Source organism: Allobosea sp. P4_H5, from assembly GCF_056400825.1.
On sequence record NZ_JBFUKM010000016.1, the window covers coordinates 1 to 23,041 of the forward strand.

Below are 23,041 nucleotides of genomic sequence, written 5' to 3' on the forward strand. Positions count from 1 at the left end.
GCGGCAGCGGGTAGATCGGCGCGCCGGCCTGGCCGAGCCCCGGCGCAGGCGCCGGCGCATCCCCGGCCGGGCCCCAGCCGCTGCGCCGCAGCGAGGCGTTGAGCGAATAGTCGTAAGCAAGGCGCAGTAGCGAGGCTTCGCTCGCCTTGGGGTCGCAGATGCGCATGCGGACCGAGACCGCGCCCGATTTCGGCCGGAAGATGCTGTCGCCATCGGCGATGCGCTGCCAGGCGTAGAGGCAGGCCTCGCCGCCGGTGCCACGGCCGAAGGCGTAGCCGAACGGCCCGTATTTGTTCTGGACGAAGACGGCGGAGGGCGCCATGGCGACGCCCGGCAGGCGCTCCTCCATGTCCTGCGCGACGGCGAAGTCGTCGATCCCCGGCAGCTTGAGCAGATTGCCCTCGACGCCGGCGCTGTCCGGCAGGTCGGCCGCGGTGAAGAAGGCGACCTCGATCATGTTCTCGCCGGGCGTGCGGCCGCGCGTCGCCAGCGAGATCGTCTGCGCGATCGCGTTCTCGTAGCTGCGCTGGGTGATGCCGATCACCGGTGGGCTGCCGGGCGGCAGCACGATCATCGCCCGGCTCGGATCGACCGAGAGCGAGCGCGTCGCCGTCACCAGTTCCGATTCGGAAAGTCTTTGCTCGCCGCACCCGGCCATGGCCAAGCTTAGGCAGCCGGCCGCGACAGATATCACTGCCCGCCTCTGCGCTGGGGGGCGCCGTGCGGAACGTATGGCTGGACCCTGCCCTGCGACGTTCATCGGCGCGCCGGTCCGTATCTGGTCGGCATCGTCATATGTTGACCATCGATTAATAAAGGTTAACGCGACCTTACTGTCCCGCTACCCGCCAGAAATGTGGCCTGAGCACCCGATTCTTGGGTGCAATACAGATGATTCGCGCGGCTATTCCAACCGCCGATCATGCCGGCAGGCCGTGCATCGGCCGCTCGATGGCCGTCGGGCAGAGGCGAATCAAGGCAAGCTACCGCCTTGAAAGAGGGGCTCATCGCGACGGGATGTGGCGGCCAGGGCCGCCGCTGAAACGCCGTTTCGGACTGACCGAAATTGCTGTGGAGCGTCAGCCCTGCGATGCTTCCGGACGCTGCGAGGCGTTCCGCAGCCCCAGCAGGGCGATGGCCAGCAGCCCGAGCGAGGCGAGCGCATTCCAGCCGGCGAGGGAGAGGCCGAGGAAGCGCCAGGCGGCTTCCGTGCAGGAGACGATCCGGGTCGTCTGCAATTGCTTCATCAGGTCCTGGACGCCGGCGGCCGCCGGAGCCGGCGTGCCGCCGCAATCGTTCGGGCCGGCGAAGATCCCCCACTCCACGCCGGAATGGTAGACGCCGAGCCCGGTGCTCCAGGCCATCAGCAAAGCGAGGACGATCAGGACCGCGATCTGCAGCCGGCGCGAGCGGACGAAGATCAGTGCGAGCGTCGTCAGGCCGATCACGGCGTAATGCGGTGCCCGCTGCTCAAGGCAGAGTTTACAAGGGCGCAGATGCAGGACCAGCTCGAAGAACCAGGCGCCGCCGATCAAAGCGAGGCTGGCGAGCCCGATCAGGGCGATCAGGCGGCGGGGATCGGCGAGGAGGCGCGAGGCAGGGCCGGTCATGGCGGTACTCAGCAGGAGAGCAATTGGCCCGACCCTGTCAGCAGCTTGAGGCCGAAATAGAGCAGGATCAGGAGGGCGGCGCCGCCGAGCGCGATCAGCTTCAGCCGCTTCTCGATGAAGTGGCGGATTGTCTCGCCATAGCGGCGCAGCAGGAAGGCGAGGGCGAAGAAGCGGGCGCCGCGGGCGAGCACGCAGGAGAGCACGAAGAAGCCGAGACCGATATGGACGGCGCCGGCCAGGATCGTCACCACCTTGATCGGCGGCAGATGTGCCAGGCCCGAGGTGGTCAAAAGCAGCAGCGTGGTGTCGGGGCCGGCGCAGGCGCGCAGTTGCTCGAAGGCGCCGAGCTTGCCGTAGAAGGCGAGGACCGGCCGCGCCAGCGCGTCGAAGGCGTAGTAGCCGAGCGCGTAGCCCGCGATGCCGCCGAGCGTCGAGAACACCGTCGCGATCAGGGCGAGGCGATAGGCTCGTTCGGGCTTGGCCAGTGCCATCGGCACGAACAGCACGTCGGCCGGGATCAGGAAGAAGGAACTCTCGATGAAGGCGACGACGGCGAGCCAGACCTGCGCGCTGCGGCGGGCAGCAAGCGAGAGCGTCCAGAGATAGAGGCGTTCGAACATGCCGCCCCTTAGCGGGCGCCGAGCCTTCCGTCCATGGCTGCGACGTCGTAGGAAAAGCCGTTCACGCGAGATTGACCGGCCTTCGGCTATCGCTATAGTCCGCCCCGCCTGAAAAGGGCCCCTGTGGCGGAATTGGTAGACGCGCTCGACTCAAAATCGAGTTCCGCAAGGAGTGCTGGTTCGATCCCGGCCAGGGGCACCATTTTTCCACGGCAGCTTGCCGCTCTCCCGTTGCATAGGCCGCTCGCCCTAAAATCGCCGCTCGCCCCCGCTCTGTCTTGCCGCCCCGAATCGATCCTTACGGGCAGCCGAGGAGACTCAGCATGAGGATAGCCGCCATCGCCGTCGCAACCAGCGTTCTCGGGGCCGTTCCGGCGTTCGCCGACGAGCTTCCGCAGCGCAGGCCGGGCCTCTGGGAGAGCAAGTCGACGAGCGCCGAGGGAGAGACGAGTGCCAAGCAATGTGTCGGTCCCGGCACCGACCGCGCCATGGTCGGCGGCATGGCTGGCGCCGCCTGCTCCAAGATGGAGGTGACGAAGACCGCGACCGGCTATGCCGTTGCGACCGAGTGCACGATCGGCCAGATCAAGGCTGTCGGCAGCAGCGTCGTCACCGGCGATTTCCAGACGAGCGTGCGCACCGAGGGGGGCACCAAGCTCACTGGCATGCCCGGACAGGCGGGGACGGTCGAGCGCAAGCTCGTGGTCGAAGCCAAGCGTGTCGGCGATTGCGGCCCGGGCCAGAAGCCCGGCGACATCATCATGCCCGATGGCAAGGTCATCTCGATGCCGGGGGCGGCAGGCGCGAAGCCCTAGCTCCCGTTGCCGGCCGAAACGGTAGCTCGCATCCGCCGAAGAAAAAATTCGGCTGGCATGTCACATCTGGCCGAGCCGGTTCGTCCTGTTGGAGAGCGCTGCAGCGGCCATGCCGTCCTGTGAAGCGCGCTTCACCGGACGAGGACGGACATGGCAACGGACATCATTCTGGCCGGCGCGGAGAGCGCCGCCGTCGCAGGGCGGCTGCTTCTGGGCGGGGCCTTCGCCTTCGCCGGCCTGCGCAATATCGTCAACAGGGGCTTGTTGGCGAGCCTGATGGGCGCCCGCGGCGTGCCGTTGCCCGCCGTCACCCTGTGGCTCGGGATCGCCTTGCAGACCATCGCCGGCTTGATGATCATCTGCGGCATCCAGGTCTCGCTGGCCGCGCTGATGCTGCTCGGTTTCCTCGTCGCGGCGACGCCGATGTTCAACAATTTCTGGGATCATCAGGGGCTGGACCGGGCCAACCGCTTCAATGGCTTCGTCGCCAACATCGCGATCGCCGGCGGCATCCTCGGGCTGATCGGCCAGGCCTGAGCCGCTCAGCCCGGCTCGCCGGCGATCACGCCCTTGCGGAACAGGAAGCAGCCATAGGGGCGGGGGTCGCCGACCTGCACCACGGCGAAGGCCTGCTTCGCCGCCTCGTAGAAGGCGAAGCGCTCGATGCCGGCAAGCGGCTCCGGACGCCCGAGCGCGCGGTCGAGCTCGGCCTGGACCTGATGTTGCACTTCGGGGATCGCCGCGGCATCGCCGACAACCAGCATGCGCCGTGCCGGCTGCGGCTCGAAGTCGTCGATCGGCAGCACCGAGAGGATGGCGCGCGCCGCCCGTGCCATGGAAAGCCCGGGCAGGCGCACCAGGCGACCGCTGGTGGTGGCGCGGGCGATCTTTTCGGCTGGGTGATTGGCGTCGACGAGGGCGAGATCGTCGCCATGGCCCATGGCGGCGAGGACCCAGAGCAGGTCGGCGGAGAGGACCGGGTCGATATCCCTAAGCATGTCACTGACGTCCGCGCTGCGAGAGATAGAGCTTTGCGGCATTGCCGCCGAAGACGGCAATGCGCTGCGCTTCTGTGAGGCTGGCGAGGAGAATTTCGGCCGCCTCGACCCAATGCGCATAGGAGGCGCGTAGTGTCACCACCGGCCAGTCGCTGCCGAAGATCAAGCGCTCCGGACCGAAGCTGGCGAGGAGGTGTTCGACGACCGGCGCCAGTGTCGCGAGCGTCCAGTCCGGGCCAGCTTCGGTGACGAGACCTGAGAGCTTGCAAAAGAGGCCAGGATGCGCGGCAAGGGCGCTGATGCCGTTGCGCCAGGCGGCGAGATCACCGGATACGAGATCGGGCTTGGCGCCATGGTCGATGACGCAGGCGAGATCGGGATGCCGCTCCAGCACCATGAGCATCGCGGGGATATGGCGCGGCTTCAGCAACGCGTCGAAGACGAGGCCGTCTACGACCATCGCCTTGAAGGCTGGCGCCAGTTCCGGGCGCGCCAGCCAGTTGTCGTCTGCGATGTCCTGGACCATGGGCCGCAGGCCGACGAGCAGCGGATCGCCGGCCAGGGCTGTGATGCGCTTCGCTGCGTCGGGTGCATCGAAATCGGTCCAGCCGACGACGCCGGCGACGAAAGGCGTCTTCGCAGCGATGTCGAGGAGGTAGACGGTCTCGGCCTCCGTCGGGGCCGCCTGGACCAGGATGGTGCGTTCGATGACATGGGCAGCAACGAGCGGCGCGAGATCGGCCGGGCCGAAATCGCGATAGATCGGCCCGAGCGCCGGCGTCAGCCAGCCATAATCGCCGCGGGCGAGGCTCCAGAAGTGCTGGTGGGCGTCGATGCGCATGAGGTCAGGCCGGGACCGGGACATCGGCGCCAAGCAGACCCTTGGTTTTCAGCTCTGTCCAGAGGGCCGCCGGAACCGGGGCTGAGATCTCGATGACCTGATCGGCGACCTCTTCCGGCTTGACCGCGCCCATGACCAGGCTCGCGACCGCGGGATGGCCGAGCGGGAACTGCAGGGCGGCACGGCGCAGCGGCACGCCATGGCGGGTGCAGACCGCCTCGATCGCCGCCACGCGCGCGAGGATGGCGGGCGGCGCCGGCTGGTAGTTGTACTTGGCGCCTGCGATCGGGCCGGTGGCGAGGATGCCGGAGTTGAAGACGCCGCCCAGCATCAGGCCGATGCCTTTCTGCTGCGCCAGCGGCATGAAGGAGGCGAGCCCCGGCTGCTCCAGCAGGGAGTAGCGCCCGGCGAGCAGCATCGTGTCGAAATCGCCGGCATTCGCGAAACGCTCGCACATCTCGGCTTCGTTGACGCCGACGCCGATGGCCTTGACCGCGCCGGCGGCGCGGAGCTTCTCGAGGGCGCGATAGGCGCCGCCCATGGCCTCGGCAAAGCGGGCCTCGATCGCGTCCTTGCCATGGGTCCAGACATCGACGTCGTGGATCAGCACGACATCGATGCGGTCGATGCCGAGGCGTAGCGCCGACTGCTCCAGCGAGCGCATGGCGCCGTCATAGGAATAGTCGAAGCGTAAGCCGTGCGGCAGGCCGCCGAGATAGCCGGAACCGTTACCGCGTCCGGCGAAGGGCTCGGCGACGCGGCCGACCTTGGTCGAGATCACCACGTCCTTTCGGCCGGAGCGCCGCAGCGCAGCGCCGATCCGGTGCTCGGAGAGGCCATGGCCGTAGAGCGGTGACGTGTCGATCAGGTTGATGCCCGATGCGAGCGCCGTCTCGACCGTCGCGATCGCGCCGGCTTCGTCGAGATGGCCATAGAGATCGCCGAGCGGCGCGCCGCCGAAACCGAGCGTCGTGACCTTCAGGCCGGAGCGGCCGAGAGGGCGAATGGGAAGCGTGGAAGTCGTCATTGAAGCCCGGATGCTCGGTCGTGTTGCATCACTATGTGCACGTCAACATGTTAGCTTGCAACCGCCTTCGTTCCGGACTAGCGTGCGCACCATTCCGGTGGGTGCGGGCGATGCTGAGCCTGCCTGCCGGAACCGGATCAAGACGGCCCGTAATAGCCGCGCATCAGTCCAGGGGAGGACATCCATGACCGAGATTCTGAAGCCGACGCGGCGTGGCCTGCTGCGCGGCGCCGCCGCGCTCGGCGCGACCGGCGCCATCGCCTCGCCGCTGGTGCTGCGCGAGGCGCATGCCCAGTCCGCCTTCAACTGGAAGCGCTTCTCCGGCCAGTCGATCGACGTGCTGCTGGTCAAGAACCCGCGCTCGGATCTGTTCCAGGCCGCCGAGAAGGAATTCACCGAGCTCACTGGCATCAAGGTCTCCTCCGAGCAGGTGCCGGAGCAGCAGCAGCGCCAGAAGGCCGTGATCGAGTTCGCCTCCGGCAAGCCGAGCTTCGACGTCAGCGCGATCTCACTGCATGTGCAGAAGCGCATGGCGGCCAAGGGCAAATGGTTCGCCGACCTCTCGCCCATGATCAAGGACGCCTCGCTGACCTCGCCTGATTTCAACTTCGAGGATTTCGGCGCCGGCGCGGTGGCCTATGCCCGCCAGGCTGATGGGGCACTCGATACGCTGCCCTATTTCGTCGACTACTGGATGCTCTACTACAACAAGGAGCTGTTCGACGCGAAGGGCGTCGCCTATCCCAAGAGCATGGACGAGATGGCGGTCGCCGCCGCCAAGCTGCACGACCCCGCCAAGGGTGTCGCCGGCTTCGTCTCGCGCGGCCTGAAGAATGCCAACGTCCCGGTCTGGGCCTGCCTGCTGCTCGGCCAAGGCGTCGAGACCACCTCGGCCGATGGCAAACTCCTGACCGATACGCCCGAGGCGATCTGGGCCGCCGAGCTCTACAAGAAGCTCAACAAGGACACCGGCCCGGTCGGCTCGGTCGGCTTCAATTGGAACGAATGCCAGACCACCTTCATGCAGGGCCGCGCCGCCATGTGGCTCGACGGCATCGGCTTTGCGACGCCGCTCGAGGACCCCAGCAAGTCGCGCATCGTCGGCAAGGTCGGCTATGGCGTCACTCCGCCTGGGCCGAAGGCGCATCATGCCGGCATGTTCGGCGACGGCATCGGCATCTCGCGCGGCTCCTCCAAGAAGGAGGCGGCCTGGCTCTACATCCAGTTCATCACCAACAAGGTCCAGCAGCTCGCCATGCTGAAGGCCGGCGCCGGCGCTCCGGCCCGCTCTTCGGCCTATCTCGACACGGCAACGATCGAGGCCTCGAAATTCGGCAAGCAGTATTTCGACTGCCTGCTGAACTCGGCCAAGATCGCCCGCGCCGCGCTGCCGCAGATCGTTCCGGTCACCGAGTTCCGTGACGTCTTCGGGGTGGCGCTGACCAATGCGATCGGCGGCGCGGATGTCGCAGCCGAGCTGAAGAAGGCGACGGAAGCCTTCGCGCCGGTGCTGGCCAAGAGCGAGCAGGGCTGAGGGCTAGTCATTGCACGTCATGGCCGGGCCTGACCCGGCCATGACGTGACCAGAGTGCATTTTCCAAGAGATGCTCGGGTCAAGCCCGAGCATGACGGTTCCAACACATGACCAGCACCACCTTGCCAGCCAGTAGCCTGACGAGCCCGGCGCAAGCTTCTGCGGCGGATTCGCGGGATTTCACGCCGCGCTACTGGCTGTTCTCCCTGCCGGCGGTGCTGATCATCGCCAGCGTGATCGTCTTCCCCTGGCTGTTCACGCTCTACATGTCGACGCAGGACTGGAAGATCGGCGGCGGCCAGGAATTCGTCGGCCTGCAGAACTTCGTCGAGCTCGCCCGCGATCCGCGCTTCATCGAGTCGATGGGGCACACCTTCTACTACACGGTGCTCGCGGTCGTGCTGCCGATCCTGTTCGGCACGGCTGCGGCGCTGGTCTTCCATCGCGAATTCCCGTTCCGCGGCCTTTTGCGCACCATCTTCGTCATGCCGATGATGGCGACGCCGGTCGCGGTCGCGCTGGTCTGGACGATGATGTTCCATCCTCAGCTCGGCGTGCTGAACTACCTGCTCTCGCTGGTCGGCATCGGCCCGCAGGCTTGGGTCTATTCGCCGGGTACCGTGATCCCGACGCTGATCCTGGTCGAGGTCTGGCACTGGACGCCGCTGGTCATGCTGATCGTGCTCGGCGGATTGGCCGGGCTGCCGCGAGAACCTTACGAGTCCGCTCTGATCGACGGCGCCAATGCCTGGCACATGTTCCGGCACATCACCCTGCCGCTGGTCTGGCCCTTCATCATGGTCGCGATCGTGATCCGCACCATCGATGCGCTGAAGGCCTTCGACACGATTTTCGTGATCACCCAGGGTGGCCCCGGGACGGCGTCCGAGACGCTCAACATCTTCCTCTATCTGCAGGCCTTCCAGTTCTACAAGATCGGCTACGCCTCGGCGGTCGTGGTGATCTTCTTCGTCATCATCATCATGCTGTCGCTGCTGCTGCTCTATGCGCGCCAGAAGTCGAAGTGGAACGCGTGATGAAGCGGCTCCTCTCCAAATTCGGCTTCTACGCCTCGGTCTTCGTGCTGGTCTCGCCGGCGGTGCTGGTCTTCCTCTGGATGATCTCGCTTTCGCTGAAGAACGAGCTCGACAACACCGCCTTCCCGCCGGTGTTCATCCCGAGCCCGCCGACCTTCGCCAACTATCTCGACGTGTTCGAGAAGAACAATTTCGCGCTCTATCTCTGGAATTCGATCCTGGTGACGGGCGGCGCCGTGCTGGTCGGCTTGGCTGTCGGCGTGCCGGCGGGCTACGGCATCGCCCGCGGCAAGGCCCACAAGTTCGCGATCCTGATCCTGGTCGCGCGGATGACGCCGGCGCTGTCCTACCTGATCCCGCTCTTCCTGCTCTTCCAGATCACCGGCCTCGTCGGCACGGTGACGGCGCTGGTGATCACCCATCTCGTCATCACCATCCCGATCATCGTCTGGATCATGATCGGGTACTTCGAGAACGTGCCGATGGAGCTGGAGGACGCGGCCCGTATCGACGGCGCCACGACCTGGCAGGCCTTCCGCCATGTCGCGCTGCCTCTGGCCCGGCCCGGCATCGTCGTTGGCGGCATCCTCGCCTTCATCTTCTCCTGGAACAACTTCATCTTCTCGGTCGTGCTCGGCGGCAAGGCGAGCCGCACGCTGCCGTCCGCCGTCTACAACTCGCTGACCTTCGAGCAGATCTCCTGGGGCCCGCTCGCGGCCGCCGCTTTGCTCGTGACCTTGCCCGTCCTGCTGCTGACCGTCCTCGCCCAGCGCGAGATCGTCGCCGGCCTCTCCGCCGGAGGTCTCAAGGATGGCTGATATCGCCTGCCCAATCTCCCAGTCGCACATCTCACGGAAAGACACTTCGAAATGGCTCTGAATCCCAACCGCTTCGGCCTCTCCTGCGCCATCACCACGCCGATGCGGGAAGGCGGCGCCGTCGACCTGCCGCGGCTCGTCCACCATGCCAAGCATGTGCTGGCCAATGGCTGCGACAGCGTCACGCTGTTCGGCACCACCGGCGAGGGCGCGGCGCTCGGCAGCCCGGCCCGCACCGCCATGCTCGGCGCTTTGGTCGGCGCCGGCATCGACCCGGCCAGGCAGATCTATGCCGGCGTCGCCGCGTCTTCACTGCACGAGGCGGTCGACCAGGCGCAGACGGCGCTCAATGTCGGCGCCAAGGGCCTGCTGGTCGCGCCGCCCTTCTACTTCAAGGGCGTCGGCGACGAGGGGCTCTATGCCTGGTTCTCGCAGTTCTTCGAGAAGCTCGGCCCCTCCGCCCGCAATACCATCCTCTACCACATCCCCTCGGTAACCGCGGTCGACATCTCCGTCGGGCTGGTCGAGCGGCTGAAGAAGGCGTTTCCAGGCGTCGTCACCGGCGTCAAGGATTCCTCCTGCGATTACCCGACGACCGAGGCTTTCCTGAAGGCGCATGGCGAGCTCGCCATCCTGGTCGGCGACGAGCGCCTGCTCGGCCGCGCCGTTCGTGCCGGCGCGCAGGGCTCGATCTGCGGCGTCGCCAATCTGGTGCCGCATCTGCTGCGCCCGATCGTCTATGAGGGCGCCGAGGATGCGACGGTGAACGCGCTGGTCGATGAGATTTGCTCCTATCCGGTGCTGCCGGCGGTCAAGGCGCTGGTCGGCCATCTCCATGGCGATGACGGCTATGGCCCGATGCGGGCGCCGCTGGTTGCGCTCGACGAGGGCCAGCGCAAGGCGCTGTTCGCCGCTTTCGACCGGATCACTCGCGCCAGGGCGGCCTGAAGGAGGATGCGATGAGCCAGTCCGAGCCGGACCGCGACGGCGAACCGCTGAAGCTCAGGGAGCGGGCCTATGCCAGCTTCACCGAGCGGCTGCTCGCTCGCGAGATCCGGCCGGGCCAGTTCGTCACCCAGCGCGAGCTCGTCGCGATGACGGGCTATCCGCTCGGCGCCATCCGCGAATTGATCCCGCGGCTGGAGGCGGAGGGGCTGATCAAGACCGTGCCGCAGCGCGGCATGCAGGTCGCCCATGTCGACCTCAACCTGATCCGCAACGCCTTCCAGTTCCGCCTCTTCCTCGAGAAGGAGGCGACGGCCGCCTATACGCGGACCGCGACCGACGAGGAGGTCGCCGAGCAGCGCCAGCGCCATGAGGCGATTATCCGTCGTGCCGAGGCCGGTGGCGACGAGACGCTGATCGAGGACGCGGAGAATGTCGACCGGCTGATGCACGAGATGATCATCGACCATCTCGACAACGACATCGTCAGCCAGGCTTTTCGCGTCACCTGGCTGAAGATCCGGCTGATCCGGCAATACGAGACGCGGATCCAGAATCACATCCTGATCCCGGTGATGCAGGACCATCTCAAGATCATCGCCGCGATCGAGTCGCGTGATCCCGAGGCGGCTGCGGCGGAGATGAGCACGCATATCAACAACGCCCGGACGAGGGCGATGAGCTACTGACGAGCGATCAGGCGCCGATCGAGACCAAGGCGCTGGGACAGCGAGCCGGAAAACCGGCCGTTCAGGGAGGAGAACACGATGATTAAGCTGACGAAACGCGCCTTTCTCGCGAGCTCGGCCGCAGCCGGCGCCATGATCGCGATGCCGAGCGTGCTGCGCGCGCAGGCGACCGTATTGCGCTGGGGCGATGGCCAGCCGGTGACGCATCCCTCGCCGCAGGCGGCGCTCAAGGCGGCCGCCGAGATCAAGGAGAAGACCGGCGGGCGCATCGAGATCCAGAGCTTTCCGGGCGGCCAGCTTGGCTCGTCCCGCGACATGGTCGAGTCGGTCGCCTCTGGCGCGCTGACCATGGTGACGGAAGGCGCCGCCCAGCTCGGCCAGTTCGTGCCGCAGCTCTCGATCATCGAGGCGCCCTATATCTGGCGCGATCCGGCCCATATGACCCGCGCGCTCTCCTCGCCATTGATGGAGGAGCTCAACAAGGCCCTGGTCGAGAAGCGCGGTATGCGCGTCATCGGCGTCAACTATTACGGCGTGCGCCACATCACGAGCGGCAAGAAGGAGATCCGCTCGGCCGAGGATATGAAGGGCTTCAAGCTGCGCGTGCCGGAGGTCGACACCTTCAAGGCGATGGCCGAGGCCTGGGGCGCCAAGCCGACGCCGCTCAACTTCAGCGAGCTCTATCTGGCGCTCTCGCAAGGGGCGGTCGACGGCCAGGAGAACCCGCTGCCGACCATCGCCTCTGCCAAGCTTGGCGAGGTCCAGAAGTACCTGATCCTCAGCGCCCACATCATCACGCCGCGGCTGGTGATCGTGAACGAGGCGGCCTGGAAGAAGCTCTCAGGCGCCGATCAGGCCGTACTGAAGGCTGCGGTCGACGCCTCCGCCGCCTGGCAGGACAAGGAGATCATCACCCAGGAGAGCGGCCTCGCCGACACCCTCGGCAAGGCCGGCATGACGGTGATCACGCCTGACCTCGAAAGCTTCCGCAAGCCGGTGCTGGCGACCCTGCCGGCCAAGTTCGAGAGCAAATGGGGCAAGGGCCTCTGGGATCGCATCCAGGGTCTTTGACATACTGCCTGCGACGACGGGTCGTCCCGGACAAGCCGCGCTAGCGGCGCCGATCCGGGACCCATGCCTGAACCGTTCCGGCATGGGTCCCGGGTCTTCCTTCGGTCCCCCGGGACGACATCAAACGCGCTCCCACCGGAACAACCATCATGCTCCAGCACCTCGCCCGATGGTCCGACCGGGCCATCGAAGCCCTCGCCGTGATCGTGCTCATCGCCATGCTGACGGCGGTCATGCTCGGCGTGATCACACGGGCGCTCGACGACCCGCTGATCTGGACCGACGAACTCTCGCGCTATCTCCTGGTCTGGGCCGCGGCGCTCGGTTGGGTGCTGGCCTCGCGTCGGCGCGTCCACATCCGCATCACCTTCTTCATCGACTTCCTGCCGGAGCGCCTGCACCGCCTCGCCGAGGTGATCATCCAGCTCGCGGTCGCGCTGTTCGGTCTCCTGATGATCTGGCAGGGCGCCGAGCTGGTCGAGCGCAACTACGATCTCGAGGCGACGGCGATGCCGATCTCGGTCGGCTGGATCTACGCGCCGATGGTGCTGGTCGGCGTCTACGTGGTGTTCCAGGCGCTGGTCGAATGCAGTGACGCGTTCGCCGGGCGCCGTTTCGTCTCGCCGGTCGCCAGCGAGGTGATCGAATGACCACGCTGATGTTCCAGATCGGCGGGGTCTGGCTCCTCGCCATGCTGGCGGGTGTTCCGCTCTTCGCCTCGATGGGCCTTGCCGCCTTCGCCTTCGTCTTTTTCGGCGACCTCACGCTCTCGATCGTGCCGCAGAAGATCGCCCAGGCGGCGAACTCCTTCCCGCTGCTGGCGGCGCCGCTGTTCATCCTGATGGGCAACATCCTGAACTCGGCCGGGATTACCGAGAAGATCTTCGCCTTCGCCACCGCGGTCGTCGGCTGGATGCGCGGCGGGCTCTGCCACGCCAACATCATCGCCAGCGTGATCTTCTCCGGCATGTCGGGCTCGGCCGTGGCGGACGCCGCCGGCGTTGGCACGATCGAGATCAAGGCGATGATCGACGAGGGCTATGACCGGCCGACCGCGGCGGCGATCACAGCGGCCTCGGCGACGATCGGGCCGATCATTCCGCCCTCGCTGCCAATGGTGATCTACGGCGTCAGCGCCGATGTCTCGATCGGCGCGCTCTTCCTCGCCGGCGTCATTCCAGGCTTCCTGATGGCCGGCGCGATGATGGTGATGGTCTGGTACATCGCGACCAAGCGGAACCTGCCGCGTCACCCCTTCCCGGGCTTCATGGGCGTGGTCAAGGCGTTCCGCGAGGCTTTCTGGGCGCTGATGGCGCCGGTCATCCTGTTCGGCGGCATGATGAGCGGCTATTTCACGCCGACGGAGGCTGCGGCTGTCGCCGCGGTCTATGCGCTGATCCTCGGCCTCTTCGTCTATCGCGACTTCGACTTGCGCGAGCTGCCGAAGATCATCGTCGACACCGTCGAGACGACCGGCGTCGTGATGTGCCTAGTCATGGTCGCCGGAGCGCTGGGCTGGTGCATGTCGATCTCGCGCGTGCCGCAGACGCTGACGCCTGCGATTGTCGAGAACATCACCAACCCGCTGGTTTTCCTGCTGGTCTGCAACATTCTGCTGCTGGTGGTCGGCTGCTTCATGGAAGCGCTGGCGGCGATGCTGATCCTGATCCCGATCCTGGTGCCGGCCGCAAATTCCTACGGCATCGACCCCGTGCATTTCGGGATGATGTTCATCTTCAACCTGATCCTCGGGACGATCCACCCGCCGGTCGGCGTGGTCATCTTCGTCACCGCCAAGATCGCCAATATCAGCTTCGAGGCGATGTCGAAGGCGATCATGCCCTGGCTTGTACCGCTGCTGGCGACGCTGGTGGCGATCACGCTCTGGCCGCCGCTCTCGACCTGGCTGCCGAACCTGATGCTCGGCAAATAACCGACGACGTGAGGTGGATCAGACCGTCCGCGTCACCTTGGAGAGGTGGGGCGGGCGGTCGGGATCGAGGCCGCGGCTCTGCGCGAGCGCAGCGAGTGCGCCATAGAAGGCACGGACCTGTGCCAGCGGCAGCAAGGCGGCCGGCAGATCAGGCGGCAGCGGCAGGGCTTCGCCTGTGGCGGGACTGCCGGCAAAGCGCAGATCGGCGCCGAGCCTGGTGAACGCTGCTGCTGCAGCTCTGACGCTTTCGCTGCCCTCGTCGCCCGGGTCGAGCGCGAGTGCGGGGAAACCGGGGCCGACCAATGCGAGTGGCCCATGCAGCACCTCGGCAGCGCTGAAGGCCTCGGCATGGATACGGCAGGTTTCCTTGAACTTGAGCGCGATCTCCTGGGCGATGCCGAAGGACAGCCCCCGGCCGATCACATAGAGGCTGCTGGCCTCGCGCCAGGAGAGCAGGGCCGGCGTCCAGTCGCAGCGCCCGGCGGTGTCGAGCGCCTCGGGAGCCTGCGCGAGGGCAGTGTTCAGGGCTTCGTCCTGTGCCCACTCCGCCGTCAGATGCAGGAAAGCGAGGCAAGTCGCGAGGAAGCTCTTCGTCGCGGCGACGCTGCGCTCGGCGCCGGCCCGCAGCGGCACGAGCACATCGACCATGCCGGCGAGCGGCGAGGCCTCGTCGTTGACGAAGCCGACGACGAGCGCTCCGGCCCGCTTCGCTGCCTCGGTCAGCAGCAACGCATCGGGGCTGCGGCCGGATTGCGAGGCGGCGATGAACACGGCGCGGGAGAGGTCGAGCTCGCCGCCATAGACCGAGGCGAGGCTGGGGCCGAGCGAGGCGACGGGCAGGCCGAGCGTGCGCTCGATCAGGTATTTGCCATAGGTCGCGGCATGATCGGAGGAACCGCGCGCGCAGGTCGCGACGAAGGCCGGGCGCTTGATGCGCAGGCGCGCGACGAGATCGGCGATGACTGCGCCATTCTCCGCATGCTGGCGGCGTGCGACGGCGGCGGCTTCGGCCGCCTCGCGAGTGAGCAGGGCTTCAACCATGGTGGCGCAGGGGCTCTTCAAGCAGTTGGTCGGCGATACGGGCGACCTGGCGCGGATCGAGCTCATGGCCGGCGCCGCCGACGCTCTGGACCGAGAGCGTACCACAGGCGATGCCTTCGGCGAGGGCGCGTTCGGGGGAGCTTCCACCGAGCCAGGCCGCAAGGAAGCCGGCGTTGAAGGCATCGCCCGCGCCGGTGGTGTCGAGCACGCCCTGGCAGGGCGCGGCGGGGAGCGCGAGGCTCTCCCGCCCTTCGTAGAGGCGGGCGCCGTCGCCGCCATCCTTGATCACGACCAGCGCGAAGTGCTGGGCGAGTCGCCGGCCGGCCGTGTCGAGATCGTCGCAATCGGCGATCGCACGCGCTTCGGAGGCGTTTGGCAGGAAGAGGTCGACGCCGTTGCAGAGCGCGACGAGCTCGGGCGAGCGGATCAGCGCATCGTCCCAGCTCGGGTCGAGCGAGACGGTGAGGCCGTGATGCCGGGCATCGGTCACCAGATGTGGAATCTCGGCCAAGGTCGCGAACTCAGCGATGTGGAGATGGGCCGCACGGACATCGCCGAGCGCGGTGGGGAGCGTTGCCGGGCGGGCCGGTCCGGCGCGGCGGGAGAGAAAGGCGCGCTCGCCGTCCTGCACCATCGCGACGGTGAGCTGCGGGCCGGCATCGGCGGCGCGCTCCAGGAAGGCGAGCTCGACGCCGCTGCGGCCGAGCGCCGGCAGGAGCGATTGCGAAAGCGGGTCTTCTCCGAGGCGCGCCAACAGGGCAGCGGGCCGCCCGAGCCCGACGAGATGGGCTGCTGTGATGAAGCCGCCGCCGCCGGGAACGATCGCGACATCGTCGGCGAAACGTTCCTCGCCGAGGCGCGGCATCGCGCTGAGCCCGCGGAAGACGAGGTCGCAATAGAGCCGTCCGGTGCTGAGCACGAGCCCGTCCGGTCGGGAGCACCTGGAGGTCACAGGGCGCGCTCGCTCTTGGCGTCGAACAGACGCAAGCCTGAGGCCGAGGCGCCGAGCCTGACGGCGCTGCCGACGGCCGGCGGGTTCTTGGCTGGGGCGGAGGCGAGCAGCAGCCCGCCCGCGGCCTCGACATGAACGAAGGTCTCGGGCCCCAGCGGCTCGACCACGGCCACTGTTCCGGTGAGGGTGAGGTCGGCGGCTTCGCCCTCGCCCAGTACGCGCAGCTCCTGTGGCCGGACGCCAACGAGCACATCGGCCGGGAGCGCGGCGGGCCATGCCAGCGGTTTCTCGCCGAGCTGCAGCGTGCCGTGACCAGCCTTGGCCGGCATGATGTTCATCGTTGGCGAGCCGATGAAGCGGGCAGTGAAGACATCGGCCGGCTTCTCGTAGAGTTCCATCGGTGCGCCGACCTGGAGGATATGGCCGTCGCGCATCACCACGATCCGGTCGGCGAGCGTCATCGCCTCGACCTGGTCATGGGTGACGAAGACGATGGTGGTGCCGAGCCGCTGGTGCAGGCGCTTGATCTCCAGCCGCATCTGGGCCCGCAATTGCGCGTCGAGATTGGAGAGCGGCTCGTCGAACAGGAAGACGGCGGGGTTGCGCACCATTGCGCGGCCGATGGCGACGCGCTGGCGCTGGCCGCCGGAGAGGGCGGAGGGGCGGCGTTCCAGCAGCTTGGTCAGGCCGAGCACCTCGCCGACCTCCTCGACCCGCTTGCGCTTGGCGGCCTTGTCGAGCTTCGAGGTGTAGAGGCCGAAGGCGATGTTCTCGGCGACGCTCATATGCGGGTAGATCGCATAGTTCTGGAACACCATGGCGATGTTCCGCTCTTTCGGCTCGAGCCGGTTCACGACGCGCCCGCCGATCGAAATCGTGCCGTCGTTGATCTCCTCGAGGCCGGCGATCATGCGCAGGGTCGTCGACTTGCCGCAGCCGGAGGGGCCGACGAAGACGACGAACTCGCCGTCCTGGATGTCGAGATCGATGCCATGAACGACCTGCGTCGTGCCATAGCGCTTGACCAGCTTGTCGATCGCGATCCCGGCCATCAGGCGGCTCCTGCGAGGGCGGTGAAGGCGGCGTCGAGCTCGCGGCGTGCCGTGTCCTCGCGCTGGGCGATCGCGGCTGCTGCGTCCTCGGCTGCGGCGAGTTCGTTGCGATAGCCGGCGAGGGCCTCGCCCAGCACCTTCGGCCCCGGCCCGCCGAAGCGCTCGCGCAAGACGACGAAGTTCTCCGGCGAGACGGCGGTGGCGAAGTCCTCGCGGCTGAGCTGCGGCTCGCGGCCTGCGGCGTGCCGGAAGGCTTCACTGAAAGGCTCGTAGCCGTCACGCGGCAGGTCGCCATCTTTCGCGACGACGGCGCGGGCGACCGCCGAGGCGACCTCATGCGCCGCACGGAAGGAGAGCCCTTCCTGGCGCACCAGCGTGTCGGCGAGCTCGGTGATGGTGATGCAGGAGCGCCGGATGGTCTCGGCGACGCGGCGGCTGTCGACCGAGAGCGCCGGAAGCAGCGCCGCGAGCAGGTCGAGCACGCGTCCGCCGCTTTCGAAGGTCTGGTAGCCGGCTTCCTGGGTCTCGCCCTCCGAGTCGTTCATGTCGGTGAACGGCGTGTTGTGGACGATGTCGCGGACCATGCGCGCACGGCTCACGCTCTGCGAGGCGAGATGGCGTAGATGCTCGATCGGGACGGGATTGCGCTTCTGCGGCATGATCGAGGAGATCTGCACGAAGGCGTTGGGGACATAGACCTGGCCGACCTCGAAGGCGGTCCAGAACTGCAAGTCCTGGATCAGCCGGCCGAGATGCAGGAAGACGAGTTCCACCGCGCCGAAGACGCCGGTGACGTAATCGACCGCGGCGATGCAGCCATAGGAGTTCTGCAGCGGTGCCTTGAAGCCGAGGAGATGGGCGGTGCGGTGCCGGTCGAGCGGGAAGCCGGAGGTGGTGATCGCGGCGGCCCCGAGCGGGCAGAGATCGAGCAGCTCGCGCGCCTGCACCAGGCGCTGATGGTCACGCAGCATCACTTCGATCGCGGCGGAGAAGTAATGGCCGAGCGTCGAAGGCTGGGCCGGCTGCCCATGGGTATAGGCGACGATCAGGGTTTCCTTCTCGCGCTCGGCCAGCGTCAGCGCCGCCGCGATCAGCGCACGCAACTGGGCGGCAAGCTTGTCGAGCCTGGGCTTCAGCGCGAGCTTGAACAGGGTGTGCTCGATGTCGTTGCGCGAGCGGCCGGTGTGCAGGCGGCCATTATCGTCGGGCTTCAGGCGCTTGCGCAGTTCGGCCTCGACCAGGAAGAAATAGTCCTCGACCTCGCCGGTATAGGTCAGCGTCGCCGGGTCGATCTCGCATTCGATCTCGATCAGGGCGCGGGCGATGCTCGACGCGGTCTCGCGGGAGAGGATGCCGGTCTCGGCCAGCATGACGAGATGGGCGCGGTCGACGGCGCGGAAGCCCGCCACGTGATGTGTCTTCACTGCGTCGAAGAGTGGACGCAGCACCGTTTCCTTGTAGACCGGATCGGGAAAGACGGATTTGTCGCTGACGCGCGGATCGGTGTGGGCGGTCATCCTGTTCATCCCTTGAGCCCGGCGAGCACGACGCCGCGGACGATGTAGCGCTGCAGCAGCAGGAAGATGGCGAGCGTCGGAAGCGTCGCGAGCGCGGCGCCGGTCATGATCAGCTCCCACTGGATCTGCGATTCCACCGCGAAGGAGGCGAGCCCGACCGGGAGCGTGTAGAGCTCCTTGCTGGTGGTGACGATCAGCGGCCAGATGAAGGCGGTCCAGTTGCTCAGGAAGGTGAAGATCGCCAGCGCCGACAGCGCCGGCGTCACCAGTGGCAGGGCGATGCGCCAGAAGATCGTGAACTCGTTGAGGCCATCGACGCGCGCAGCTTCCAGGAAGTCGGTCGGCACCGTCTCGAAGAACTGCTTCATCAGGAAGGTGCCGAAGGCGGTCATCATCCCCGGGAACATGATGCCCCAATAGCTGTCGAGCCAGCCGAAGTTCTTGGCCATGACGTACCAGGGGATGACCAGCATCTCGGTCGGGATCATCAGGGTCGAGAGGATCGCCAGGAAGACGAGATAGCGGCCGCGGAACTGGAATTTGGCGAGCGTGTAGCCGACCAGGCTGTCGAAGAAGACGTTCGACAGGGTGACGATCGTCGCGATCGCCAGCGAGTTCCAGAACCAGCGCAGGAAGCGCCCGTCCGAGAGCACAGTCCGGTAGTTGTCGAGCGTCGGTGCCGCCGGGATCAGCCGGAGATCGTAGATGTCGGCGGAGTCCTTCAGCGAGGTCGAGAACATGAAGAGCAGCGGCGTCAGCATCAGCAGGCCGCCGGCGAGCAGCAGCAGCCAGGCGATGACGCGGCCGGGCGCGAAGCGGGGGGAGAGGGTGGCGCCGGTCATCAACGGTCCCTCAGCAGGCGCAGCTGCACCAGCGAGATGCTGAGCAGGACAAGGAAGAGCACGACGGTCTGCGCCGCCGCATAGCCCATGTCGAAGGAGGAGAACGCGGTCTGATAGATCATCAGCACCAGCGGCTTGGTCGCGTTGAGCGGGCCGCCGGGATCGCCGCTGGTCATGTTGTAGACCTGGTCGAAGATGCGCAGGAACCCGATCGAGGAGAAGACGACCAGGAAGATGATCGTCGGCTTGAGCAGGGGCAGCGTGATCTTTCTGAGGATGGCGAAGTTGGAAACGCCGTCGATGCGTGCCGCCTCGTAATAGGTCGTCGGAATGGCGCGCAGGCCGGCGAGGAAGATCACGACCTGGAAGCCGAGGCCGGCCCAGATCGCCGGCGCCAGCACCGCCGGCAGTGCCTGCGTGGTCGAACGCAGGAAGGGCTGCTGCGACAGGCCGACTGAGGAGAGCAGGTCATTGATCAGGCCGATCGGCACCGGCTGGTAGAACCAGCGCCAGACCCAGGCCATCGCCGTCGCCGTGGTCAGGAAGGGCAGGAAATACAGCGCCCGGATGAAGCCGTGCATGAAGCGGACGCGGTCGAGATGGTAGGCGATGGTGAAGGCGAGCACGAGGCTGAGCGGCGTGCCGATGATCAGGTAGAGGAAGGTGTTGCGGAACACCTGCCAGAACACCGGATCGGCCATCAACCGCTTGAAGTTCGCCAGTCCGACGAAGGACGGCGAATTCATCAGGTTCCAGTTCGTGGTCGAGATGATGAAACCCTCGACCGTCGGGTAGAAGCGGATCAGCCCGTAGAACAGGATCGGCACGGCAAGGAAACCCCAGGCCCAGACCACCTGCTTCTGCTGCAAGGTGAGGCCCTGCCAGAGGCGCCCGCCGGAGCGGGCAACGTCGGTGTCGGCGGTCATGGCGCGTCCTGCCGTGCTGGGATGCTTCAGGCTGTCGCGATCGCGTCTTGCGCGATCACTTCTTGTAGAAGCGGTCGAGGATCGCCTGCTCGGCCTTGGCCGCCTCGGCGAGCGAGGCCTTGGCGTCCTGGTTCTGGATGAACACCCGGTTGGCCATGTCGAGGCCGACCTGGCGCTGCGCCAATTCGTCGACGAAGATGGTGGCCTGCGAGTAGTTCAGCGCCTTGAGGAAGGGGCCGTAGACCGGGTGGGCGAGGTTCTTCTCGGTTTCGGCCGCAGCCTTGCGGGCGGGGAGCTCGCCGACCATGTCGAGCCAGACCTGCATCGCTTCCGGCGAGGTGGTGAAGGCCATGAACTTCTTGGCCGCATCGAGCTTGGCGCCGGTCGGCTTGGCGGTGATGGCGTTGACCCAGTAGCTGGCGAAGTTCGAGCGCTTGCCGTCGGCGCTCGCCGGCAGCTCGGCGACGCCCCATTCGAAATTCTTGATGCCGCCGAAGGCGCCGAGGCGGAAGGAGCCGTCGACCGTCATCGCGGCGCGCCCGGCGCGGAAGGCGGCCTGGCCCTCATCCATGAAGCCGGCTTGACCGACCTTGTGAACGCGCTGCAGGTCGGCATACCAGTTAAGCGCCTTGGCGCCGGCCTCGCTGTCATAGGCGACGGTCTTGTTGTCGTCGGAATAGGGCTTGCCGCCCATCTGGCGCAGCAGCACCTCGCGCCACCAGTGCAGGTCCTGGCCGGGCATGTCGATCACGGCGCCAGCCGAGAGCATGTTGCCGGCGGCGTCGCGCTTGACCGTCTTCTTGGCGGCTTCGAGATATTCGTCGAGCGTCTGCGGCGGCTTGTTCGGGTCGAGCCCGGCCTCCTGGAACAGCTTCTTGTTGTAGAACAGTGCCAGGGTGCGCACCGCGGTCGGCAGGCCGTAATACTCGCCGTCGCGCTTCATCGTCTGGACGATCGGGTAGAATTCCTTCTCGATCACATCATGCGGGAAGGCGTCGCGCGGCAGCGGCTGGATGAACTTGGCCGAGACGAAATTGTCGAGCCAGCCATAATAGAGCTGGACCACGTCCGGCCCCTGGCCGGCCGGTACGGCGGCGGCGATCTTGGTCTGGTAGTCGGCATAGGGGAAGGTCGTGTGCTTGACCTTGATGCCGGGATTGGCGACCTCGAAGCGCTTGATCAGCTCGTTCATCGCCTTGATGCGGGCGTCGAACACATATTGCCAATACTCGATCTCGACCGCCTGGGCGCGCGCGCCGGCAATGGCGCCGATCGACATGGCAATGCCCAGGACTAGTCCGCGAAAGCCGCGCATGGATCTTCCTCCCCGTCTGGTTGCGACGCCCGCCCGCATGCTCGCTCCCGGCTGCCGGACGTTCAGCGGGCATGCTTTCCCGGCGCTCATCCGCTGTCAACATATTAATTCACTTGAATTGGTTTAATGGCCGGCGCAGCCTGTGCGAACAGGAGAGGCCGCCTACCATGCCGCATCGCAAGCCTCCGGCCGCGCACAGCGCCGCCCTCGGCACCAACCCCGAGCGGGCGCGTCGCCATAACCGGCGGGTCGTGCTGGAGACGTTGCGCCAGCATGGCCGGCTCGGCCGCTCCGACATCGCCAATCTGACCCGGCTGACGGCACAGGCGGTCTCGAACATCGTCGCCGAGCTGCTGGAAGAGGGCTTCCTGATCGAGCTCGGGCGCCGGCGCACGGCACGCGGCCAGCCGCCGGTCGAGTTCGCCCTCAACGCCGATGGCGGTGTGACCGCCGGCATGGAGATCGCCGCCGACCATATCACCACGGTCCTTGTCGACCTCGCCGGTGAGGTCAGGGCGCAGCGGGTCGTGCCCCTGCCGGACCTTTCGGTCGAGGCTGTGCAGGCTCTGGCGGCCGCGGAGCTTGAGCGGGCGCGAGCGACGAGGGGCCTGCCGGAGCGCCTGCTCGGCTGCGGCGTCGTCATGCCCGGGCCGTTCGATTTCGAGGGGACGATCACAGTCGGCTCGACGGCGCTGCCGGGCTGGACTGGGCGCGACGTGACGGCGTTGATGAGCGCTGCGCTCGCGACCTCCGTGACGGTCGAGAACGATGCGACGGCCGCGGCGGTCGGCGAGCATCTCTATGGCGTCGGTCGCAATCTCCGGCATTTCTGCCTGGTCTATTTCGGCCTCGGTCTCGGTCTCGGACTGATGCTCGGGGGTGAGCCTTATCGAGGCGCCCAGGGCAATGCCGGCGAGCTCGGACATGTTCCGGCGGTACCGCAGGGCCTGCCCTGCGTCTGCGGCCGCGAAGGCTGCCTTGAGCGCTATGTCTCGCCTTCGGCCTTGCAGGAGATCCTGCGCCAGGCCGGTATCGTTCAGGTCGACCCGGCCAGCATTGCGCGGCTTCATGCCGAGGGGCACCCGGCCCTGATCGGCTGGATCGCCCAGGCCGGACCGCTGCTCGCGCCGGTGCTCGCCATGCTGGAAAACCTGTTCGACCCGGAGACGATCATCCTCGGCGGTGCGCTGCCGGACAGCGTCATCGACGCGCTGATCGCGGCGGCCGAACCGCTGCCGCTCACCGTCGCCCGGCGTGGCGACCGCGCCATCCCGCGTATCCAGCGCGGCACCACCGGTCAGTTGACCGCTGCGCTCGGGGCGGCGGCTCTGCCGCTGCTCGATGCGACCGCGCCGCGCCTGGTGCGCAATCCGGCGGCAGGCGAGCCGGCGCAATTCATCACCGCAGACGTTTTGTCCGTATCGTAGCGCCTGCCATCTCGGTCGCGATCAACAGGTC

General features: G+C 67.0%; 24 protein-coding genes and 1 tRNA gene. 12 read left to right on the plus strand and 13 right to left on the minus strand.

The genetic code is table 11. The features are described 5' to 3' along the window. From bcsN to AC1DS0_RS26610, 3 genes are all read right to left on the minus strand, one after another. The coding region (bcsN, locus tag AC1DS0_RS26600; RefSeq protein WP_476817235.1) for a cellulose biosynthesis protein BcsN at positions 1-616 on the minus strand (616 nt) is incomplete at its 3' end. Between the two features lie 463 nt (positions 617-1,079). Continuing rightward, positions 1,080-1,610, minus strand: coding sequence for a disulfide bond formation protein B (locus tag AC1DS0_RS26605; RefSeq protein ID WP_476817236.1), 531 nt, complete (start codon positions 1,608-1,610; stop codon positions 1,080-1,082). Positions 1,611-1,618: 8 nt separating this feature from the next. Then, positions 1,619-2,230 (minus strand): YqaA family protein, encoded by a 612-nt coding sequence (locus AC1DS0_RS26610; protein ID WP_152013390.1) that lies wholly within the window; start codon positions 2,228-2,230, stop codon positions 1,619-1,621. Positions 2,231-2,347: 117 nt separating this feature from the next. On the opposite strand from AC1DS0_RS26610, the gene AC1DS0_RS26615 reads away from it, so the two are divergent. The 3 genes from AC1DS0_RS26615 to AC1DS0_RS26625 all read left to right on the plus strand — a co-directional run bounded on the left by AC1DS0_RS26615 (position 2,348) and on the right by AC1DS0_RS26625 (position 3,582). Next, a tRNA-Leu gene (locus tag AC1DS0_RS26615) sits at positions 2,348-2,432 on the plus strand. A 121-nt stretch (positions 2,433-2,553) separates the two neighbouring features. Next, positions 2,554-3,045 (plus strand): DUF3617 domain-containing protein, encoded by a 492-nt coding sequence (locus AC1DS0_RS26620; RefSeq protein WP_476817237.1) that lies wholly within the window; start codon positions 2,554-2,556, stop codon positions 3,043-3,045. Positions 3,046-3,195: 150 nt separating this feature from the next. Further along, positions 3,196-3,582, plus strand: coding sequence for a DoxX family protein (locus AC1DS0_RS26625; protein WP_476817238.1), 387 nt, complete (start codon positions 3,196-3,198; stop codon positions 3,580-3,582). Positions 3,583-3,587: 5 nt separating this feature from the next. On the opposite strand, the gene AC1DS0_RS26630 is transcribed toward AC1DS0_RS26625, so the two are convergent. From AC1DS0_RS26630 to AC1DS0_RS26640, 3 genes are read right to left on the minus strand one after another with little or no spacing between them, the layout of a single operon-like run. After that, positions 3,588-4,043, minus strand: coding sequence for an RbsD/FucU family protein (locus AC1DS0_RS26630; protein ID WP_476817239.1), 456 nt, complete (start codon positions 4,041-4,043; stop codon positions 3,588-3,590). 1 nt (position 4,044) lies between these two features. Then, complete coding sequence (locus tag AC1DS0_RS26635; protein WP_476817240.1) at positions 4,045-4,884, minus strand: amidohydrolase family protein; 840 nt, start codon at positions 4,882-4,884, stop codon at positions 4,045-4,047. Positions 4,885-4,888: 4 nt separating this feature from the next. After that, positions 4,889-5,911 (minus strand): aldo/keto reductase, encoded by a 1,023-nt coding sequence (locus tag AC1DS0_RS26640; RefSeq protein ID WP_476817241.1) that lies wholly within the window; start codon positions 5,909-5,911, stop codon positions 4,889-4,891. A gap of 184 nt (positions 5,912-6,095) precedes the next feature. On the opposite strand from AC1DS0_RS26640, the gene AC1DS0_RS26645 reads away from it, so the two are divergent. From AC1DS0_RS26645 to AC1DS0_RS26680, 8 genes are all read left to right on the plus strand, one after another. Next, the gene (locus tag AC1DS0_RS26645; protein WP_476817242.1) at positions 6,096-7,445 is read left to right on the plus strand and encodes an ABC transporter substrate-binding protein; all 1,350 of its coding nucleotides are present in this window, start codon (positions 6,096-6,098) and stop codon (positions 7,443-7,445) included. 107 nt (positions 7,446-7,552) lie between these two features. Continuing rightward, entirely contained in the window at positions 7,553-8,482 is a 930-nt protein-coding gene (locus tag AC1DS0_RS26650) for a carbohydrate ABC transporter permease (RefSeq protein ID WP_476817243.1), read from the plus strand. Further along, positions 8,482-9,300 carry a carbohydrate ABC transporter permease gene (locus tag AC1DS0_RS26655; RefSeq protein WP_152013382.1) on the plus strand — a complete coding sequence of 273 codons (819 nt, stop codon included), beginning with the start codon at positions 8,482-8,484 and terminating at the stop codon, positions 9,298-9,300. Before AC1DS0_RS26650 ends, AC1DS0_RS26655 begins: the two co-directional genes overlap by 1 nt. 51 nt (positions 9,301-9,351) lie before the next feature. Next, positions 9,352-10,248, plus strand: coding sequence for a dihydrodipicolinate synthase family protein (locus AC1DS0_RS26660; RefSeq protein ID WP_476817244.1), 897 nt, complete (start codon positions 9,352-9,354; stop codon positions 10,246-10,248). An 11-nt stretch (positions 10,249-10,259) separates the two neighbouring features. Then, the gene (locus AC1DS0_RS26665; protein ID WP_476817245.1) at positions 10,260-10,934 is read left to right on the plus strand and encodes a GntR family transcriptional regulator; all 675 of its coding nucleotides are present in this window, start codon (positions 10,260-10,262) and stop codon (positions 10,932-10,934) included. A gap of 78 nt (positions 10,935-11,012) precedes the next feature. After that, entirely contained in the window at positions 11,013-12,005 is a 993-nt protein-coding gene (locus tag AC1DS0_RS26670) for a sialic acid TRAP transporter substrate-binding protein SiaP (protein ID WP_476817246.1), read from the plus strand. Positions 12,006-12,154: 149 nt separating this feature from the next. Further along, a complete protein-coding gene (locus AC1DS0_RS26675) occupies positions 12,155-12,655 on the plus strand; it encodes a TRAP transporter small permease (RefSeq protein ID WP_476817247.1) in 501 nt (166 codons plus the stop codon). Next, a complete protein-coding gene (locus AC1DS0_RS26680; protein ID WP_476817248.1) occupies positions 12,652-13,938 on the plus strand; it encodes a TRAP transporter large permease in 1,287 nt (428 codons plus the stop codon). The genes AC1DS0_RS26675 and AC1DS0_RS26680 overlap by 4 nt, the downstream gene beginning before the upstream one ends. A gap of 18 nt (positions 13,939-13,956) precedes the next feature. Here AC1DS0_RS26680 and AC1DS0_RS26685 read toward each other — a convergent pair whose 3' ends face one another. The 7 genes from AC1DS0_RS26685 to AC1DS0_RS26715 form a co-directional block, all read right to left on the minus strand. Continuing rightward, positions 13,957-14,979 (minus strand): SIS domain-containing protein, encoded by a 1,023-nt coding sequence (locus AC1DS0_RS26685; RefSeq protein WP_476817249.1) that lies wholly within the window; start codon positions 14,977-14,979, stop codon positions 13,957-13,959. After that, positions 14,972-15,844, minus strand: coding sequence for a carbohydrate kinase family protein (locus AC1DS0_RS26690; RefSeq protein ID WP_476817368.1), 873 nt, complete (start codon positions 15,842-15,844; stop codon positions 14,972-14,974). The genes AC1DS0_RS26685 and AC1DS0_RS26690 overlap by 8 nt, the downstream gene beginning before the upstream one ends. 83 nt (positions 15,845-15,927) lie before the next feature. Next, positions 15,928-16,983, minus strand: a complete 1,056-nt coding sequence (locus AC1DS0_RS26695; RefSeq protein ID WP_476817250.1) for an ABC transporter ATP-binding protein — start codon at positions 16,981-16,983, stop codon at positions 15,928-15,930. Next, a complete protein-coding gene (locus AC1DS0_RS26700) occupies positions 16,983-18,500 on the minus strand; it encodes a lyase family protein (protein WP_476817251.1) in 1,518 nt (505 codons plus the stop codon). The genes AC1DS0_RS26695 and AC1DS0_RS26700 overlap by 1 nt, the downstream gene beginning before the upstream one ends. A gap of 5 nt (positions 18,501-18,505) precedes the next feature. After that, the gene (locus AC1DS0_RS26705; RefSeq protein WP_326872657.1) at positions 18,506-19,342 is read right to left on the minus strand and encodes a carbohydrate ABC transporter permease; all 837 of its coding nucleotides are present in this window, start codon (positions 19,340-19,342) and stop codon (positions 18,506-18,508) included. Beyond that, a complete protein-coding gene (locus AC1DS0_RS26710) occupies positions 19,342-20,268 on the minus strand; it encodes a carbohydrate ABC transporter permease (RefSeq protein ID WP_476817252.1) in 927 nt (308 codons plus the stop codon). The genes AC1DS0_RS26705 and AC1DS0_RS26710 overlap by 1 nt, the downstream gene beginning before the upstream one ends. A 55-nt stretch (positions 20,269-20,323) precedes the next feature. Next, complete coding sequence (locus AC1DS0_RS26715; RefSeq protein ID WP_476817253.1) at positions 20,324-21,583, minus strand: extracellular solute-binding protein; 1,260 nt, start codon at positions 21,581-21,583, stop codon at positions 20,324-20,326. Positions 21,584-21,750: 167 nt separating this feature from the next. On the opposite strand from AC1DS0_RS26715, the gene AC1DS0_RS26720 reads away from it, so the two are divergent. Further along, positions 21,751-23,010 carry an ROK family transcriptional regulator gene (locus AC1DS0_RS26720; protein WP_476817254.1) on the plus strand — a complete coding sequence of 420 codons (1,260 nt, stop codon included), beginning with the start codon at positions 21,751-21,753 and terminating at the stop codon, positions 23,008-23,010. Positions 23,011-23,041 lie beyond the last annotated feature (31 nt).

Excerpts from the sequence above, each read along its gene's own strand:
- AC1DS0_RS26605 (WP_476817236.1), bottom strand. The coding sequence starts at position 1,610 with ATGACCGGCCCTGCCTCGCGCCTCCTCGCCGATCCCCGCCGCCTGATC.
- AC1DS0_RS26610 (WP_152013390.1), bottom strand. The coding sequence starts at position 2,230 with ATGTTCGAACGCCTCTATCTCTGGACGCTCTCGCTTGCTGCCCGCCGC.
- AC1DS0_RS26620 (WP_476817237.1), top strand. The coding sequence starts at position 2,554 with ATGAGGATAGCCGCCATCGCCGTCGCAACCAGCGTTCTCGGGGCCGTT.
- AC1DS0_RS26625 (WP_476817238.1), top strand. The coding sequence starts at position 3,196 with ATGGCAACGGACATCATTCTGGCCGGCGCGGAGAGCGCCGCCGTCGCA.
- AC1DS0_RS26630 (WP_476817239.1), bottom strand. The coding sequence starts at position 4,043 with ATGCTTAGGGATATCGACCCGGTCCTCTCCGCCGACCTGCTCTGGGTC.
- AC1DS0_RS26635 (WP_476817240.1), bottom strand. The coding sequence starts at position 4,884 with ATGCGCATCGACGCCCACCAGCACTTCTGGAGCCTCGCCCGCGGCGAT.
- AC1DS0_RS26640 (WP_476817241.1), bottom strand. The coding sequence starts at position 5,911 with ATGACGACTTCCACGCTTCCCATTCGCCCTCTCGGCCGCTCCGGCCTG.
- AC1DS0_RS26645 (WP_476817242.1), top strand. The coding sequence starts at position 6,096 with ATGACCGAGATTCTGAAGCCGACGCGGCGTGGCCTGCTGCGCGGCGCC.
- AC1DS0_RS26650 (WP_476817243.1), top strand. The coding sequence starts at position 7,553 with ATGACCAGCACCACCTTGCCAGCCAGTAGCCTGACGAGCCCGGCGCAA.
- AC1DS0_RS26655 (WP_152013382.1), top strand. The coding sequence starts at position 8,482 with ATGAAGCGGCTCCTCTCCAAATTCGGCTTCTACGCCTCGGTCTTCGTG.
- AC1DS0_RS26660 (WP_476817244.1), top strand. The coding sequence starts at position 9,352 with ATGGCTCTGAATCCCAACCGCTTCGGCCTCTCCTGCGCCATCACCACG.
- AC1DS0_RS26665 (WP_476817245.1), top strand. The coding sequence starts at position 10,260 with ATGAGCCAGTCCGAGCCGGACCGCGACGGCGAACCGCTGAAGCTCAGG.
- AC1DS0_RS26670 (WP_476817246.1), top strand. The coding sequence starts at position 11,013 with ATGATTAAGCTGACGAAACGCGCCTTTCTCGCGAGCTCGGCCGCAGCC.
- AC1DS0_RS26675 (WP_476817247.1), top strand. The coding sequence starts at position 12,155 with ATGCTCCAGCACCTCGCCCGATGGTCCGACCGGGCCATCGAAGCCCTC.
- AC1DS0_RS26680 (WP_476817248.1), top strand. The coding sequence starts at position 12,652 with ATGACCACGCTGATGTTCCAGATCGGCGGGGTCTGGCTCCTCGCCATG.
- AC1DS0_RS26685 (WP_476817249.1), bottom strand. The coding sequence starts at position 14,979 with ATGGTTGAAGCCCTGCTCACTCGCGAGGCGGCCGAAGCCGCCGCCGTC.
- AC1DS0_RS26690 (WP_476817368.1), bottom strand. The coding sequence starts at position 15,844 with ATGCCGCGCCTCGGCGAGGAACGTTTCGCCGACGATGTCGCGATCGTT.
- AC1DS0_RS26695 (WP_476817250.1), bottom strand. The coding sequence starts at position 16,983 with ATGGCCGGGATCGCGATCGACAAGCTGGTCAAGCGCTATGGCACGACG.
- AC1DS0_RS26700 (WP_476817251.1), bottom strand. The coding sequence starts at position 18,500 with ATGACCGCCCACACCGATCCGCGCGTCAGCGACAAATCCGTCTTTCCC.
- AC1DS0_RS26705 (WP_326872657.1), bottom strand. The coding sequence starts at position 19,342 with ATGACCGGCGCCACCCTCTCCCCCCGCTTCGCGCCCGGCCGCGTCATC.
- AC1DS0_RS26710 (WP_476817252.1), bottom strand. The coding sequence starts at position 20,268 with ATGACCGCCGACACCGACGTTGCCCGCTCCGGCGGGCGCCTCTGGCAG.
- AC1DS0_RS26715 (WP_476817253.1), bottom strand. The coding sequence starts at position 21,583 with ATGCGCGGCTTTCGCGGACTAGTCCTGGGCATTGCCATGTCGATCGGC.
- AC1DS0_RS26720 (WP_476817254.1), top strand. The coding sequence starts at position 21,751 with ATGCCGCATCGCAAGCCTCCGGCCGCGCACAGCGCCGCCCTCGGCACC.